At 41.9% G+C, this 14,766-nt stretch carries 18 protein-coding genes; 14 read left to right on the plus strand and 4 right to left on the minus strand.

Annotated features, from left to right (window positions below):
- From CWC18_RS21265 to CWC18_RS14150, 5 genes are all read left to right on the plus strand, one after another.
- The coding region (locus CWC18_RS21265) for a hypothetical protein (protein ID WP_212747730.1) at nt 1-312 on the plus strand (312 nt) is incomplete at its 5' end.
- Nucleotides 313-669: 357 nt separating this feature from the next.
- Nucleotides 670-1,674 (plus strand): Fe(3+) ABC transporter substrate-binding protein, encoded by a 1,005-nt coding sequence (locus tag CWC18_RS14135; protein ID WP_138675507.1) that lies wholly within the window; start codon nt 670-672, stop codon nt 1,672-1,674.
- The gene (locus CWC18_RS14140; RefSeq protein WP_138675508.1) at nt 1,674-3,305 is read left to right on the plus strand and encodes an ABC transporter permease; all 1,632 of its coding nucleotides are present in this window, start codon (nt 1,674-1,676) and stop codon (nt 3,303-3,305) included. The genes CWC18_RS14135 and CWC18_RS14140 overlap by 1 nt, the downstream gene beginning before the upstream one ends.
- Nucleotides 3,305-4,351: an ABC transporter ATP-binding protein gene (locus CWC18_RS14145; protein WP_138675509.1), complete on the plus strand. Its 1,047-nt coding sequence runs from the start codon at nt 3,305-3,307 to the stop codon at nt 4,349-4,351. Before CWC18_RS14140 ends, CWC18_RS14145 begins: the two co-directional genes overlap by 1 nt.
- Before the next feature lie 12 nt (nt 4,352-4,363).
- A complete protein-coding gene (locus CWC18_RS14150) occupies nt 4,364-5,278 on the plus strand; it encodes a Dyp-type peroxidase (RefSeq protein ID WP_138675510.1) in 915 nt (304 codons plus the stop codon).
- 46 nt (nt 5,279-5,324) lie between these two features.
- On the opposite strand, the gene argR is transcribed toward CWC18_RS14150, so the two are convergent.
- A complete protein-coding gene (argR, locus tag CWC18_RS14155) occupies nt 5,325-5,792 on the minus strand; it encodes a transcriptional regulator ArgR (protein ID WP_119861089.1) in 468 nt (155 codons plus the stop codon).
- 481 nt (nt 5,793-6,273) lie between these two features.
- Here argR and mdh point away from each other — a divergent pair, with 481 nt between their 5' ends.
- A complete protein-coding gene (gene mdh / locus CWC18_RS14160; RefSeq protein ID WP_119861265.1) occupies nt 6,274-7,206 on the plus strand; it encodes a malate dehydrogenase in 933 nt (310 codons plus the stop codon).
- Nucleotides 7,207-7,278: 72 nt separating this feature from the next.
- Here the strand turns inward: mdh and CWC18_RS14165 are convergent, their stop codons facing one another.
- From CWC18_RS14165 to CWC18_RS14175, 3 genes are all read right to left on the minus strand, one after another.
- Nucleotides 7,279-8,466, minus strand: coding sequence for a vWA domain-containing protein (locus CWC18_RS14165; RefSeq protein WP_138675511.1), 1,188 nt, complete (start codon nt 8,464-8,466; stop codon nt 7,279-7,281).
- A 3-nt stretch (nt 8,467-8,469) separates the two neighbouring features.
- Nucleotides 8,470-9,261, minus strand: a complete 792-nt coding sequence (locus CWC18_RS14170) for an AAA family ATPase (RefSeq protein WP_432760778.1) — start codon at nt 9,259-9,261, stop codon at nt 8,470-8,472.
- 130 nt (nt 9,262-9,391) lie between these two features.
- Nucleotides 9,392-9,610 carry a DUF1653 domain-containing protein gene (locus CWC18_RS14175; protein WP_138591615.1) on the minus strand — a complete coding sequence of 73 codons (219 nt, stop codon included), beginning with the start codon at nt 9,608-9,610 and terminating at the stop codon, nt 9,392-9,394.
- 61 nt (nt 9,611-9,671) lie between these two features.
- Here CWC18_RS14175 and CWC18_RS14180 point away from each other — a divergent pair, with 61 nt between their 5' ends.
- The 8 genes from CWC18_RS14180 to CWC18_RS14215 are packed head-to-tail and all read left to right on the plus strand — an operon-like array spanning nt 9,672 to nt 14,739.
- Nucleotides 9,672-10,151 (plus strand): DUF2947 domain-containing protein, encoded by a 480-nt coding sequence (locus CWC18_RS14180; RefSeq protein WP_138591616.1) that lies wholly within the window; start codon nt 9,672-9,674, stop codon nt 10,149-10,151.
- Nucleotides 10,152-10,200: 49 nt separating this feature from the next.
- Complete coding sequence (locus CWC18_RS14185) at nt 10,201-10,836, plus strand: hypothetical protein (protein ID WP_138591617.1); 636 nt, start codon at nt 10,201-10,203, stop codon at nt 10,834-10,836.
- Nucleotides 10,837-10,873: 37 nt separating this feature from the next.
- Nucleotides 10,874-11,158 (plus strand): cell division protein FtsB, encoded by a 285-nt coding sequence (gene ftsB, locus CWC18_RS14190; RefSeq protein ID WP_119861095.1) that lies wholly within the window; start codon nt 10,874-10,876, stop codon nt 11,156-11,158.
- Complete coding sequence (gene ispD / locus CWC18_RS14195) at nt 11,151-11,852, plus strand: 2-C-methyl-D-erythritol 4-phosphate cytidylyltransferase (RefSeq protein ID WP_138591618.1); 702 nt, start codon at nt 11,151-11,153, stop codon at nt 11,850-11,852. Before ftsB ends, ispD begins: the two co-directional genes overlap by 8 nt.
- Nucleotides 11,849-12,325 (plus strand): 2-C-methyl-D-erythritol 2,4-cyclodiphosphate synthase, encoded by a 477-nt coding sequence (ispF, locus tag CWC18_RS14200; protein WP_138591619.1) that lies wholly within the window; start codon nt 11,849-11,851, stop codon nt 12,323-12,325. The genes ispD and ispF overlap by 4 nt, the downstream gene beginning before the upstream one ends.
- A complete protein-coding gene (gene truD / locus CWC18_RS14205; RefSeq protein ID WP_138675513.1) occupies nt 12,322-13,371 on the plus strand; it encodes a tRNA pseudouridine(13) synthase TruD in 1,050 nt (349 codons plus the stop codon). Before ispF ends, truD begins: the two co-directional genes overlap by 4 nt.
- Nucleotides 13,349-14,098, plus strand: coding sequence for a 5'/3'-nucleotidase SurE (surE, locus tag CWC18_RS14210; protein WP_138591621.1), 750 nt, complete (start codon nt 13,349-13,351; stop codon nt 14,096-14,098). The genes truD and surE overlap by 23 nt, the downstream gene beginning before the upstream one ends.
- Entirely contained in the window at nt 14,098-14,739 is a 642-nt protein-coding gene (locus CWC18_RS14215) for a protein-L-isoaspartate(D-aspartate) O-methyltransferase (RefSeq protein WP_138591622.1), read from the plus strand. The genes surE and CWC18_RS14215 overlap by 1 nt, the downstream gene beginning before the upstream one ends.
- Nucleotides 14,740-14,766 lie beyond the last annotated feature (27 nt).

Genomic DNA, 14,766 nt, shown 5'->3' on the forward strand with positions numbered 1-14,766 from the left:
CTCAGCATCCAGCTGATTGTCCATTTCCCTGTAGTGCTTGCTATATCCTATAGCGTTTCCATAAACCTCAGCATCCAGCTGATTGTCCATTTCCCTGTAGTGCTTGCTATATCCTATAGCGTTTCCATAAATCTCAGCATCCGGCTGATTGTCCGTTTCCCTTTTGTGCTTGCTACATCCTATAGCGTTTCCATAAACCTCAGCATCCGGCTGATTGTCCGTTTCCCTTTAGTGCTTGCTACATCCTATAGCGTTTCCATAAACCTCAGCATCCAGCTGATTGTCCTCTGTCATTGCGTCCGGCAGTTTTAAATAAGCTACACTGAGTACGGCTTTATTTAATCCTGACCTGTACTTGAATACGGTGTAAAGTATAGAGAGTTTTTACGGGTACAAAACAAGTAAAAGTGCTTTGAATTATTGGTGAATAATTAAGCTTTACATTAAATCTAATTATAAACAATTACTTACAGGTGCTTTGGTGGTGTTTTCAGCACTGGTATCATTGATCTCCACATCAGAAGTAAGATATTTCTCACAAGCAACTTCTGATTTGATGATACTGTTATTTGCAACAACATAAAGCTAGTTTTATTCAAAGGGTGTTTTTTAGCATCATAAGAGATATTATTAGCTGATAATAATTATTGTTTTTATCTGGAGGCTTTAATGAAAAAAGCATTAGCGATTGTTTTTACATCTTTGACGTGTTTACCCGCATTGGCAGTAGACGAAGTTAATATCTACTCTTTTCGTCAACCGTTCTTGATCCAGCCAATTTTAGATGACTTTACCAAACAAACAGGCATAAAAACTAATGTCGTTTTTGCTAAGAAAGGGCTTATTGAGCGAGTGAAGCGAGAGGGTAAGCATAGCCGAGCTGATCTAGTATTAACGTCAAACTTTAGTGCCTTGATGCAGTTAGATGATCTCAACCTAACGCAAAAAATAGAAAGCGATGTTGTAAATCGTAATATTCCTGCTGCTTTTCGTGATCCGGCAGGAGAGTGGGTTGCATTAACGAAGCGTGTGCGTAATGTTTATTCGTCAAAGGAGCGTGTTGGCAAACTTGCTGATTTAGGCTACGAAGATTTAGCGTCTTCGACTTATAAAGGTAAAATATGTATGCGTTCAGGAAAGCACCCTTACAACTTAGGGTTAATTGCATCAATGATTGCACATCATGGTGAAGCGGATACTAAGCAGTGGCTTGAAGGTGTAAAAAGTAATTTAGCGCGAAAGCCACAAGGCAATGATCGCGCTCAAGTGAAAGCGATTAAAGAAGGCTTATGTGATGTGGCGTTAGGAAATAGTTATTACTTCGGTAAGATGCTACAAGACAGCAAACAAAAAGCATGGGCGGATGCCGTGCATATTAATTTTCCAAATCAAACAAACCGTGGTGCACATTTAAATGTTTCTGGTGTTGTGATGACCAAATATGCGAAAAATCCAGAAAATGCCTTGAAACTTATAGAGTTTATGACCGACAATAAAGCTCAGAATATGTATGCGTCAATGAATATGGAATATCCAGTAAAGTCTGGAGTAGCATTGTCGAACTTAGTGGCATCATGGGGCACGTTTAAGGAAGACGCATTACCATTGTCTGAAATTAGTAAATATCGTCCATTAGCACTTAAGCTGATCGATGAGGTTAAATTTGATCTTTAATGCAAGTATCGTTTTCTCTGTCTAAATGGCAGGTATTTGCGTGGCTGATAGGCATTTGTCTATCAGCACCGCTGGCTTTTTTGATCTTTGAATCTCTACAAGGAGATTCAGAGGTATTTACACATTTGTGGAACACAGTTCTGTGGGACTACACCTTTAACACCCTGCTGCTCATTCTTGGGGTGATTGCTTTAAGTTGTGTTATTGCATTGCCGCTTGGCTGGTTAACAGCGTATTGCCAGTTTCCAGGGCGCAAAGTATTTGAATGGGCTTTAATGTTACCACTTGCCATGCCAACTTATATTATTGCCTATATTTATACAGATTTATTTGATTACGCAGGCCCGGTGCAGGTGACTCTCCGAGAATGGTTCGGTTGGCACTCGCCTGATGATTATTGGTTTTTCGATATTCGTACTTTACCTGGGGCAATTGTCATGATTGCACTCGTGTTGTACCCCTATTTATATTTGATTTTTAAAACTGCTTTGAGAGAACAATCATTTAAGTTGGTGCAAGCAAGTCAATTGATGGGAATGAGTCCATTGCAAAGTTTTTTTAAAGTGAGCTTACCCTTGGCGCGTGGTGCAATTGTAGCCGCACTTGCTTTGATCAGTATGGAAACAATGGCTGACTTTGCAACGGTACATTATTTTGCAGTAAGTACGCTAACCACCGCAGTTTACGATACGTGGCTAGGTTATTACTCACTCACCGCTGCAGCAAAAATCTCTGGGATCATGTTGTTATTTTTGTTTGTATCTTTAATGCTGGAGCGTTTAAGTCGTAAAAATGACACCCTTCATGAGCGCCAATCGTCAGTGAATGAGACTGCCTTGTATCAACTACAGGGTAAATCAGCGTGGGGAGCAACAGCGTATTGTGTTTTAATATTGATGATTGCCTTTGTTTTACCGGTTAGTATTTTAGGTGGTTATGCAATTGACTACTTTGATGAAGCGTGGAACAGTCAGTTCTTCCTCTATGCATGGCAAAGCCTTAAAGTCTCGCTTTGGGTGAGCGCTATCGCCATTTTATTCAGCGTTTTAGTTGTCTTTTACCAACGAATTGGTAAAGGTAAAAGAAAGTCTTTACCAGGACGTTTTGCCAGTACAGGTTATGCACTGCCGGGGACGGTACTTGCCATTGCGGTATTATTACCATTAACGCTACTCGACACTAAACTCAATGAGTGGTTTGCTGAAACAAGCGTCGAACCAGGTTTATTACTTAGCGGCAGTCTTTTTGCGATGGTATTTGCGTATGTAGTACGATTTTATGCGATAGCGCATGGTGCTGTTGAGGCCAGTTATGTGAGAATAAGTCCGTCACTTGATATGGCGAGCCAAAGTATGGGCAAGGGCTTTTTTCAAACTTTGACTTTGATTCATTTTCCGTTATTACGTCGAGGCATTTTAACCGCCGCTCTGCTGGTATTTATTGAATGTATGAAAGAGTTGCCAGCGGCTTTATTATTAAGACCATTTAATTTCGAAACACTTGCGACACATGTATTTCAATATGTCAGTGATGAGCAATTAGAATTGGCATCGGTGTCAGCTTTGTTTATTGTCTTGGTGGGATTAATTCCGTTATATTTTGTTAATCGGTCTATGGAGCAGCATAATTAATGAGTAGCTTACTTTTACAAAATTTATCGTATCAATATGACGGTCAATCAGTTATTAAGAGCCTAAACTTAACAGTAGAGCAAAATGAAATAGTGTGTTTATTGGGAGCTAGTGGCTGTGGTAAAACAACCACGCTTAAAGCTATTGCAGGGTTAATTCAGCCTCAGCAAGGGAAGGTCGTTATTAATGGGCAATGTATGAGTGATGCAACGCAGTTCGTTGCGCCTCAGCACCGCAATATTGGCATGATGTTCCAAGATTACGCACTGTTTCCTCATTTAACTGTGGCACAAAATATTGCCTTTGGATTAAATAAACTCGACAAATCTGATCGTGAAAAGCGTGTTGCTGAAATGCTCGAACTTGTGCATTTGAATAACTTTAAATTACGTTACCCGCATGAGTTATCTGGCGGTCAACAACAGCGTGTTGCTATCGCAAGAGCGTTAGCCTATCGACCTAATTTATTACTACTTGATGAACCATTTTCAAATATAGATGCACTAGTACGTTATCAATTAATTAATGATATTCGGACCATCATAAAAGACCAGCAAGTGTCGGCAATTTTTGTCAGTCACTCAAAAGATGAAGCATTTGCCTTTTCAGATAAATTGGCGATTATGCATGAAGGGCAAATTGCTCAGTTAGGCTGTGCGAAAACCCTATTTCAGCAGCCGAAAAATAAAGTTGTGGCGGAGTTTTTGGGGCAGGGGATTTACCTCAATGCGACCCGGTATAACGGCGCGCGAGTCACAACCGATTTTGGTGATGTGAGTTCTATAGTGCCATTATCTCAGTCTCAGCAAGAAGGTCAAATATATGTGCGACCACAGCATTTAGAGTTAATTAATGACCCTTTAGGGCAAGTCTTTGTTGAGCAGCAGCGCTTTGTGGGTACTGAATATGTTTATCGGGTACGTTTTGCTGAGCAGCTAATAGAAGTACCGGCTCCTGCAGATACAATCATTGACGCAAACCTCCCTGTTTCTTTCAAAATAAAGTCACATGCGGTAAATTTCTTTTCTGAGCAAGAGCTGAATTAAGGAAGGGCTAGCATGGCGCAAGCGCAATCAGGAGTATGTGCTGAAGCAAACCTACATGGTCTACATTTATTTTTCAATGTACTAGAAGGGCGCGACGAAGTTGTGCGCGCAGCACTGGCGAACTGTGAGCGGTTGCAAAATGAATTGAGTGACCGCTTTTCTGAATCAATGGTAAGCAGCTTTGTTGCCATTGGTGCGCAGTATTGGCCTCACATTTATCCTGAGTATATTCCTGAAGAATTAAAAAGCTTTCCTCATATTAGTCATACTGAACATTTAATACATAGCCAGCCATTTGATTTAATGTATGTGATCCGCTCCGATAGGGAAGATGTTAACCACCTATTTGCGCAAAGTGTATTACATATGCTTGCATCCAATGTCGAGTTAGTGGCCCATGTTAGAGGTTTTCGTTTCCTCGATGGCAGAGACTTTAATGGGTTTATCTATGGTGGTAATGCCCCTCATGGCCGCTTTAAACGTCAAGTGGCACTGGTGAATAACCCACAACAACCAGATCATCAAGGCAGCTATATTCATGTGCAGCGGGTGCGGTTTAACATTGATGCGTGGCAAGCATTGGCACTTGATGAGCAAGAGCAAATAATGGGACGGACTCGATTGGATAACGTATTAATTGAGCCTGCACGTGAGAATAGTCATGCGTCGTTAGCTGAGCTAACCAATGAAGCCGGGCTCGCATTATTGCTCGATCAGAGTATGCCATTTGGTGATGTCTTTGAACAAGGCAGCTTATGGATGAGCTGTTCTGCTCATGCTTCAGCCTTTGATACTGTACTCACTTCTCGATTAGGAACACCCGCTAACTATGATCAGTGGTTAGATTATAATCAAGCTGATATGGGGGCTGCATTCTTTGCGCCTTCGGTGCAATTTTTAAATGCCATGGCCAAAAGCTGCGAGTAATATCCGCAGCTGTCGAAGCCATTATGGATGATAGTGACAGCGGTTTTTAAACATTGTCGAATAAAGTTTTAACTCGCTCGAGTGTCGCGTCTATTTCAGAGATTTGTGCTGGGGCTATAAAAATAGTGTCGTCACCGGCAATGGTACCTAATACACCATCAGCAGTTCCTAAAGAGTCGAGTAATCGGGCTATCAGCTGAGCTGCCCCTGGACTGGTTCTAATGATGATCATCATTTCATTGTGAATGATATCAATGACCAGTTGGCGAAGTGGGCTTTTCGCTGTCGGTACACCCATTTCTGCGGGTAAACAGTACACCATTTCTTGTTTTGCATTACGCGTTCTTACCGCGCCAAATTTACTCAACATACGTGAGACTTTACTTTGGCTGACATTGTCAAAGCCTTGCTCTTTTAACGCGTCAACAATTTCACCTTGTGAACCAAAGTTCTCTTCTTTCAGTAAAGCTTTAAATGCTTTGACCAGCGCTTCTTGTTTTTCTTGAGGCTGCATAACGATCCATAATTCAAATTGCGATGTTGGGATTCTACACAAAAGTGCGTTATGACCCAAATTTTACCGTAGTGATAATTGATTTGCTTAGTGGCGTAAACAGTAAGTGCCGTCAGCTTTACAACTATAGTCGAAAAAATCACGAAAATAACTCGGATTAATTTGTTTTTACCTGCGCTTTTCATTATCTTTACTGCACACTTGAACCCGTTTACCTTTTTTGGCTAGATTTTTAGTAATTTGTATGAATTTTACTGAGATTAACTGCATTTTATGTGGTTACTCAGGATACCAGTTGATTAAAATTCATAGTTCCCGATTACACAAAAATTCAATGATTGAGCGCTCGTGGTTGTTTGGTTTCACACGAGATAAAGTGTGGGTTAATGCGTACCAAAATTGCGGCACGCACCACCAAGCGAATATTAGTCATAAAAGAAAAATACGTTCTAAATTTACCTTCAATGTATGGAGAATTCACATGAAAGTTGCTGTATTGGGTGCCGCTGGCGGTATTGGTCAAGCGTTATCACTGTTACTTAAAAATGGCTTGCCTGCAGGTTCTGAATTATCATTATACGACGTAGCGCCAGTTGTTCCAGGTGTTGCTGTTGATCTTTCTCACATCCCAACGGCAGTTAAAGTTGCTGGTTTCGGTGCTGATGACCTAGACGCTGCACTTGCTGGGGCTGATATTGTATTGATCCCAGCTGGTATGCCACGTAAACCAGGTATGGATCGTGCTGACCTATTCAATGTTAATGCGGGCATTATCAAAACACTTGCTGAAGGTATTGTGCGTAACTGTCCTAAAGCACTAGTTGGCGTTATTACTAATCCAGTAAATGGTACTGTGCCAATTGTTGCCGAAGTATTTAAAAAAGCGGGTACTTATGAAGCATCTCGCGTATTCGGTGTAACAACATTAGACGTAATTCGTTCAGAAGCATTTATTGCTGAATTGAAAGGTGTTGATGTGTCTGAAGTAAAAGTACCAGTAATTGGTGGCCACTCAGGTACTACAATTTTACCGCTTCTTTCACAAGTGGAAGGCGTTTCGTTCACTGATGAAGAAGTTGCAGCTTTAACGCCTCGTATCCAGAATGCAGGTACTGAAGTGGTAAATGCAAAAGCAGGTGGCGGTTCAGCAACACTTTCAATGGGTGCAGCTGCAGCACGTTTCTGCTTCTCATTGGTTAAAGGTCTACAGGGTCAAGATGTTGTAGATTATGCGTACGTTGCTGTTGAAAATGGTGATGCACCATATTTTGCTCACCCAGTACGTTTAGGTAAAAACGGCGTAGAAGAAATTCTTTCTTACGGCGAACTAAGTGCGTTTGAGCAAAAAGCAAAAGAAGACATGCTTGCAACGCTTAACAAAGACATCCAAGAAGGTGTTGATTTCATGTCTTAATAGACAATGAAAATAAAAAAAGCCGCGTATATCGCGGCTTTTTTGTAATTAAATTCCATGTGGATTATGCAATTAGGTCAGTACTTTTATTGCTTTACTAATCCCTTCTAAAGTTAATGGATACATCCGGTTATGCATAAGTTCATCGATGATGCATATAGATTGGTAGTAAGGCCAATGGGTGGTCGGCTGTGGGTTTAACCATGCGACTTTTTCGAAGTGTTGGGTCAAGCGTTGAAGCCATACATTGCCCGCTTCCTGATTCCAATGCTCAACACTGCCGCCGGGGGAGGTAATTTCATAGGGGCCCATTGTGGCATCCCCGACAAAAATGAGCCGATAATCTTTACCGAAGCGGTTTATGAGTTGGTAAGTATCCAGAGCTTCGCTATCGCGTCGTTCATTATCTTGCCAAACTTGCTCATACACACAATTATGAAAATAAAAAAACTCTAAATGTTTAAATTCACTGTGCGCTGCCCCAAATAGTTGTTCGCACAAATGAATGTAGTCATCCATTGAGCCTCCAATATCGAACAGCATAATGATATTAATGGCATTGTGTCGTTCAGGGGTCATTTTGACATCGAGCATACCTCCTTGTTTTGCAGTTGCAGCGATGGTTTCATTGAGGTCAAGCTGATCGCTGGCGCCACTTTTTGCAAACTTGCGGAGTTTCTTTAACGCCAATTTCATCGTTCTGCTGGTGATTTCAGTGTTGGCGTCTAAATTTCGGTATTGACGTTTATCCCACACTTTAACTGCTTTGCGTTGCCGGTTACCATCTTGACCTATCCGAATGCCTTCTGGGTTATAACCATAAGCGCCAAATGGGGACGTGCCGCCAGTGCCTACCCACTTATTGCCACCAGCATGACGCTTCTGCTGCTCAGTGAGGCGCTGCTTAAGTGTTTCTAGTAATTTATCAAGCCCACCGAGTGCATTGAGTTGCTGCTTTTCTTCTTCGGATAGATTTTTTTCAAACTCTTTTCTCAACCACTCATTGGGGAGCTTTGTCGTGGATTGTAATTTCGAGAGTAAGTCTTGTGATTCTATCCCTTGAAAGTAATGGGCGAAGGCACGGTCAAATTTATCAAATTGCGTTTCATCTTTGACAAAAATGATTTTACTTAATTCATAAAAAGCATCGATGTCGGCAAAGGCTAAACCTTTGTCTAATGCACTTAAGCAGTCGAGTAGTTCGCGTGGGCTTACCTTTAGCCCATAGCGTTTAAGCGTGAAAAAAAACTCAATTAGCATGGTTTATCGCTTACTCATAAAAGCCAGCTTTTCAATTAAGCTCACATCTTGTTCGTTTTTTAATAAAGCGCCAAACAGAGGCATAAGACCACCCTGATGCTGTTTATCATGCAGCGTTGCGCTGTCAATATCTTCTGCCATAAGCAGTTTAAGCCAATCAAGTAACTCACTGGTACTGGGTTTTTTCTTCAGCCCAGGCACTTCCCTCAATTTAAAAAAGCTTTCTAGTGCTTGCTGAACCAATTCGGCTTTTATATTCGGATAATGTACATCAATAATTTGCTGCATTTGCTGGGCTGATGGGAAGTCAATGTAGTGGAAAAAGCAGCGCCGTAAAAAAGCATCCGGGAGTTCTTTTTCATTATTGGATGTAATGATCACGATAGGGCGGATTTTGGCTTTTACACGCTCCCCTGTTTCATAGACATGAAACTCCATTTTATCGAGCTCAAGTAATAAATCATTAGGGAATTCAATGTCGGCTTTATCGATTTCATCAATGAGTAAAACGGGGCGTTGTACGTCGGTAAAGGCGTGCCATAGCTTACCTTTAACAATGTAATTGTTTATGTCGTGAACGCGCTCTTCACCTAACTGACTATCACGCAAACGAGATACAGCATCATACTCATATAAGCCTTGTTGTGCTTTGGTCGTGGACTTTATGTGCCATTGAATAAGGCGGGTATCGAGACTGTTTGCAAGCTCTTGCGCGAGGAGTGTTTTACCTGTGCCTGGCTCTCCTTTAATCAAAAGCGGTTTTTCTAAGATAATAGCAGCGTTAACGGCTTGCATTAATGCGCTGCTTGCAATGTAATTATTGGTTCCTTGAAACTTCACTGGGTTACCTAACGACTGGTCTGATGACAATAGCTTATCTTGCCATAAAAAGGTGAGGTGTCGCTAGTGGTTGGATTTCATTTAGCTATGAACCTACATAGTTAAAACGCGGTATTTCGATGCCATCGCGTGTGATATTTTCTACAAACATGCTGAAAGGGCGGACCCAAAAATCAAAATCTCCATACAGTGTTTGGTACACAACCATACACTCTTGTGTTTCACTGTGTGTTGCTGTGTGGAATACACGATATTGCTGTCCTTTGTAATGCTGATAAATACCGGGTTTTAGTGTTTGCTTCACTGTTCGCTCCGTTTTCTGTGCGGTATACTGCGCACTAATGTTTGCCAAACTGGCCTGTTGTATGAATTATATTGCGCTTGATGACTTTAGAAAAGCATGGGTTTTTAAACACCAAGATTTACCAATATCCGAGAGTGACTTAGCGGCCATTAAACCAATGACGAAAGAGCGTGCGGCGGTTTTATGGAGTACGATGATAAGTCGTGATCAAGATCACCCTGACTTTTTCACCCCTTCTGAGTGGGTTGGTAAAGAAGATAGTTGGTCAGAAAATGTTGATTGGGAGCAGCCTTGGGAGCAAGGTGAGGGAGCATTACCAGAGTCAATCACCACACACCTTGGCTGGGAAGCGAATACAACGGTGTATTTTTGTATGTCGCGAGACCAGGTTATAGAAACTAATTTTGCAGTATTTGAGCGGTGTTGGCAGAATTTTATGTTTTTATGTGATGGCAGTTTACTGGTTGGTAAAAAGCGTACTGCTGTGGTGCAGTTTATGGAAAACGGAGAAGCACGCTTGGGTGAAAAGCCGAAAGGCTAGCTTGCACTGATAGGCCATGCTATAACTTTCATATAAAGGGAGAGCCAGTGTGGATAAACAACGGTTAATAACATCAAGTACGCAAAGTAGTTTATGGCACGATGAGCATGAACGCTTGCAGTTTGCTGAGTTAGTTAACGTATTTTATGCACGAGAGATCCCTGCTTTAGCAAAAAAAGCAGACAATGAGCAAATATCACGCGCTTTACTGAGCCTTCCTTATTATGTTGAACGAGCGGCCCGGCATATCGTGCAAGGGTGCGTTCCTTTAGAGTTAGACAGTCACAATGGCAGCTGGTTATGTGCGCAAAAAGCCCAACCAAAGTGGCACGCTGATGTGTGCGAGCATTATTTTTCACGTCATGCATCCGTCGGGTTGGTGGTACCCATTGTTATTTCAGGTGATGGTTTAACACGCATAGTCATAGACACCATAGATCAAGTGCGAGACAATACGGTGCACTGTAATCAGTATCAGTGGTTCGATTGTTCAGGGCGAAGTCATGATTATGACTCTACCATGATGCTTAAACCTTCTAAAGCGCTTCTTAGTGCCGCATGTTGTGGGCATCAATGGCGGTTTACTAAGGCGATAAGCCCAAGGATATTAAGCTTAAGGGAAATGCTGTTAGCCAGTATGATTAACTGGGAAAACGTCAGAACAATAAAAAAACGTCCATATTAATCTTAAAAAATGCATAGCAGGCGTTAGGAGCTAAATAGTGCGCTTATTTCAATTTGCTTTAGTTTGCTTAGCGGCCTTTATTCAGTATCAGCTCTGGTTTGGCCATAATGGCTTACAAGATTACACCAGGCTCAAAGAGGCAGTCACAGCACACCAACAAATCAATGCAAAGCTGCTAAAACGTAACAAACTACTTAAAGCTGATATAGAAGACTTAAAGCTTGGTTTAGAGGGCGTAGAAGAACGTGCTCGACATGAACTGGGCATGATCAAACCGAATGAAACATTCATAAGAGTTCTGCCAAAAAAACACCATGAATAAAAATCCAAAAATAGCCATTGTTGTGCCGGCAGCGGGTGTGGGCAGTCGTATGCAGCTATCACATCCTAAGCAGTACTTAGATATTGCGGGGAAAACGGTTTTAGAGCACACATTAGACAAAATGTTACACATTCCTGCGGTGAGTATGATCGCGGTTGCTGTGAGTGAACAAGATGCCTATTTTGCTGACCTTAATATTAATAGCAGGCGCATCATTCGTACCCCTGGTGGACAGGAGCGCTCTGATTCGGTGCTCAATGCGTTAAATCGACTGGTTGAGTATGCGCCGGATTGGGTACTTGTCCATGATGCGGCCAGACCGTTGGTTACCGCCTCAGATATTACGCAGTTAATGACCCAGTGCATACACAAAGGTCAAGGTGGGATTTTAGCTGCTAAAGTAAAAGACACGATTAAACGTGGCAATGAATATAGCTTAGGTACTGTGCCGCGTGATGAGCTATGGCAAGCATTAACCCCGCAAATGTTTCCATTTGAAGCATTGCGAGCTGCACTTAAAAGTGCCTTGTTAAACAACGTCAAGATCACCGATGAAGCATCGGCGATGGAATGGAATAATGAGCCTGTACAGCTTATTGCTGGGCGCTCAGACAATATAAAAATCACTACGCCAGAAGATTATGCTTTGGCGTGTTTTTTAATATCTCAACAGCAAAAAGAGAGTGCAACATGATAAGAATTGGCCATGGGTTTGATGTACATAAATTCGGTGGTGAAGGTCCATTGGTAATTTGTGGTGAAAAAGTCCCATATCAATATGGCTTTATTGCACACTCAGATGGTGACGTTGCGGTGCATGCTCTATGCGATGCCTTGCTAGGGGCATTGGCTTTAGGCGATATTGGTAAACATTTCCCTGATACTGCTGATGAGTTTGAAAATATAGACAGTCGTATATTACTACGACGTGTTATGGCGCAAATTGTTGAATTGGGTTATCAATTGGCAAATTGCGATATCACTCTTGTTGCACAAGCCCCTAAGATGCGACCGCATATTGATGCGATGCGCGCTAATTTAGCACAAGATTGTAACGTTGCGCTTGATCAAGTTAATGTGAAAGCCACGACAACTGAAAAGCTCGGTTTTGAAGGGCGAAAAGAAGGTATTTCTGCACATGCAGTGGTATTGGTAACAAAGATATGAAGGATTTAAACTATTTATATGGTGAGCCATTATCAACGGCAGATTATAAAACCAGTGCAGAAGACTTTGTTGTAGATGAAATACTGGATATTGAGCTTACAGGTGAAGGTGAGCATGTGTGTCTACAAGTGATCAAAAAAGGCGAAAATACACAATACGTCGCTAAGATGATTGCAAAATTTGCCAATGTTGCGCCGCGAGATGTCAGTTATGCTGGCTTAAAAGATAGGCATGGTGTAACCAGTCAATGGTTCAGTGTGCCAGTCCCTATTAAGCATGATATTGATTTTACAGAATTAAATAGCCATAGTGTGTTTGTAGTTAAACAAGTCAGGCATAATAGAAAACTACGTACTGGCTGTCATTCAGGGAATAAGTTTCAAATTACTCTGCGTAATATTAGTACACCATTAGATATATTATCTCGCATCAATGCAGTACGCCAAGGAGTACCAAATTACTTTGGTGAGCAGCGATTTGGTCATGATGGGCATAATTTACACATGGCTGAGCGTATGTTTGCAGGTGAACGTATTCGAGACAAAAAATTACGCGGCATTATTATATCGGCAGCGCGCGCTCATATTTTTAATGCCATTGTAAGTCAGCGTGTTGCGGAGCATGGTTTGGCTAAAACTTGGCACAAAGAAATTTTTATGTTGAGTGGCAGCAATGCATTTTTTGAAGAAAACATCAGTGATGACACCATATCGCGGCTTACCAGTGGCGATATTCTTTTGTCTGCACCGCTTGTTGGCAAAGGTGAAAAAGGTTTAACAGAGCAAGAGAAAGCTTGGCTGCTGCCATTTAGTGCTTGGCAAGAAGGTCTGGCTGAATTAGGGTTAAAGAATGAGCGCCGGGCATTGCGTTTATTTCCGCAAGGTTTAGAAGTAAAAACACTGGATGAAACAACGATAAAATTGTCGTTTAGTTTACCAAAAGGGACATTTGCGACGGCGTTACTCAGAGAGCTGGTGAAGCACCGAGATGCCTCAAAAGATAACATAACGGACAATAATAGAGATGAGAATACTACTCAGCAATGATGATGGCGTACATGCTAAAGGGATTGCGGTATTGTACCAAGCATTGAGTCAAATAGCGCAAGTCACGGTTGTTGCACCCGATCGTAATTGTAGTGGCGCGAGTAATTCACTGACACTGATGAATCCTTTGCGGATGTCTAGGTTAGACAATGGGTTTATGGCAGTTAACGGCACCCCAACCGATTGTGTTCATATGGGGATCAATAAATTAATGACCGAACGTCCAGATCTTGTTGTGGCTGGAGTGAATAAGGGCGCTAACCTTGGTGATGATACTTTGTACTCAGGGACAGTAGCTGCTGCAATAGAAGGGCGGCACTTAGGGTTACCAGCAATTGCTGTGTCGTTGTGCTCAAAAGAGGAAGCACACTATGAAACGGCGGCCCATGTTACCGTTGAAATAATCAAAAAATTGCACTTTCACCCGTTACCCGCAGATCACATTATTAATATTAATGCCCCCGATTTACCCATTTCTGAGCTCAAAGGCGTGAAGGTCAGTCGACTTGGTTCGAGGTATCAAGCTGAAACAATGACACAGCAAGCCGACCCTTGGGGGCGGGATATTTTTTGGTATGGGCCATTGGGTCTTGAAAATGATGCGGGGCCAGGTACTGATTTTCATACTATCAGTGAAGGATATGCATCAGTTACTCCCTTAAAAGTTGATATGACTGCCCATGAAAGCTTGGCGACTATGGCAAGCTGGTTAAAAGAGTCTATGTAATGTTATTAAACAATTACGCGCGCAGTGCGAGTATTTTAATCGAGCAACTTAAAAAACTTGGAGTTGAAGACGCTAAAGTGTTAGCTGTATTAGAGCAAACACCACGGCATTTGTTCGTTGATGATGTATTAAAGCATAAGTCCTACGAAAATACGGCGTTACCAATAGGCCAAGGCCAAACGATTTCACAGCCGTTTATTGTTGGGAAAATGACAGAAATACTCAGACAAGTTGGGGTCGAAGGGTCTGTTCTTGAAATAGGTACTGGTTCAGGTTATCAAACTGCAATTTTGGCACAGTTGTTTGAGAGTGTGTGTACTGTTGAAAGGATAAAAAGCTTGCAGTGGCAAGCAAAGCGTAGAATGCACCAGCTTGATTTATATAACGTATCGATGAAACATGGTGATGGGTGGTTGGGCTGGTCGTCTAAAGCGCCTTTCGCTGGGATCATTGTTACCGCTGCAGCAAAGTCAGTACCGCACTCTTTATTGCAACAGTTAGAAGATGGTGGAGCACTGATCGTTCCTTTAGGTGAATATGAACAGGTTTTAACACTCTTTGTTCGTCAAGGTGAGCAATTTATTGAACATCCATTAGCGCCGGTAAAGTTTGTACCTTTGATCGCCGGTGATATTATTTAAAGTCTATTTTAAGTTGCGAGACAGTAC

The sequence above is a fragment of the Pseudoalteromonas aurantia genome (assembly GCF_005886875.1).
Classification (GTDB): Bacteria; Pseudomonadota; Gammaproteobacteria; order Enterobacterales; family Alteromonadaceae; genus Pseudoalteromonas; species Pseudoalteromonas aurantia_A.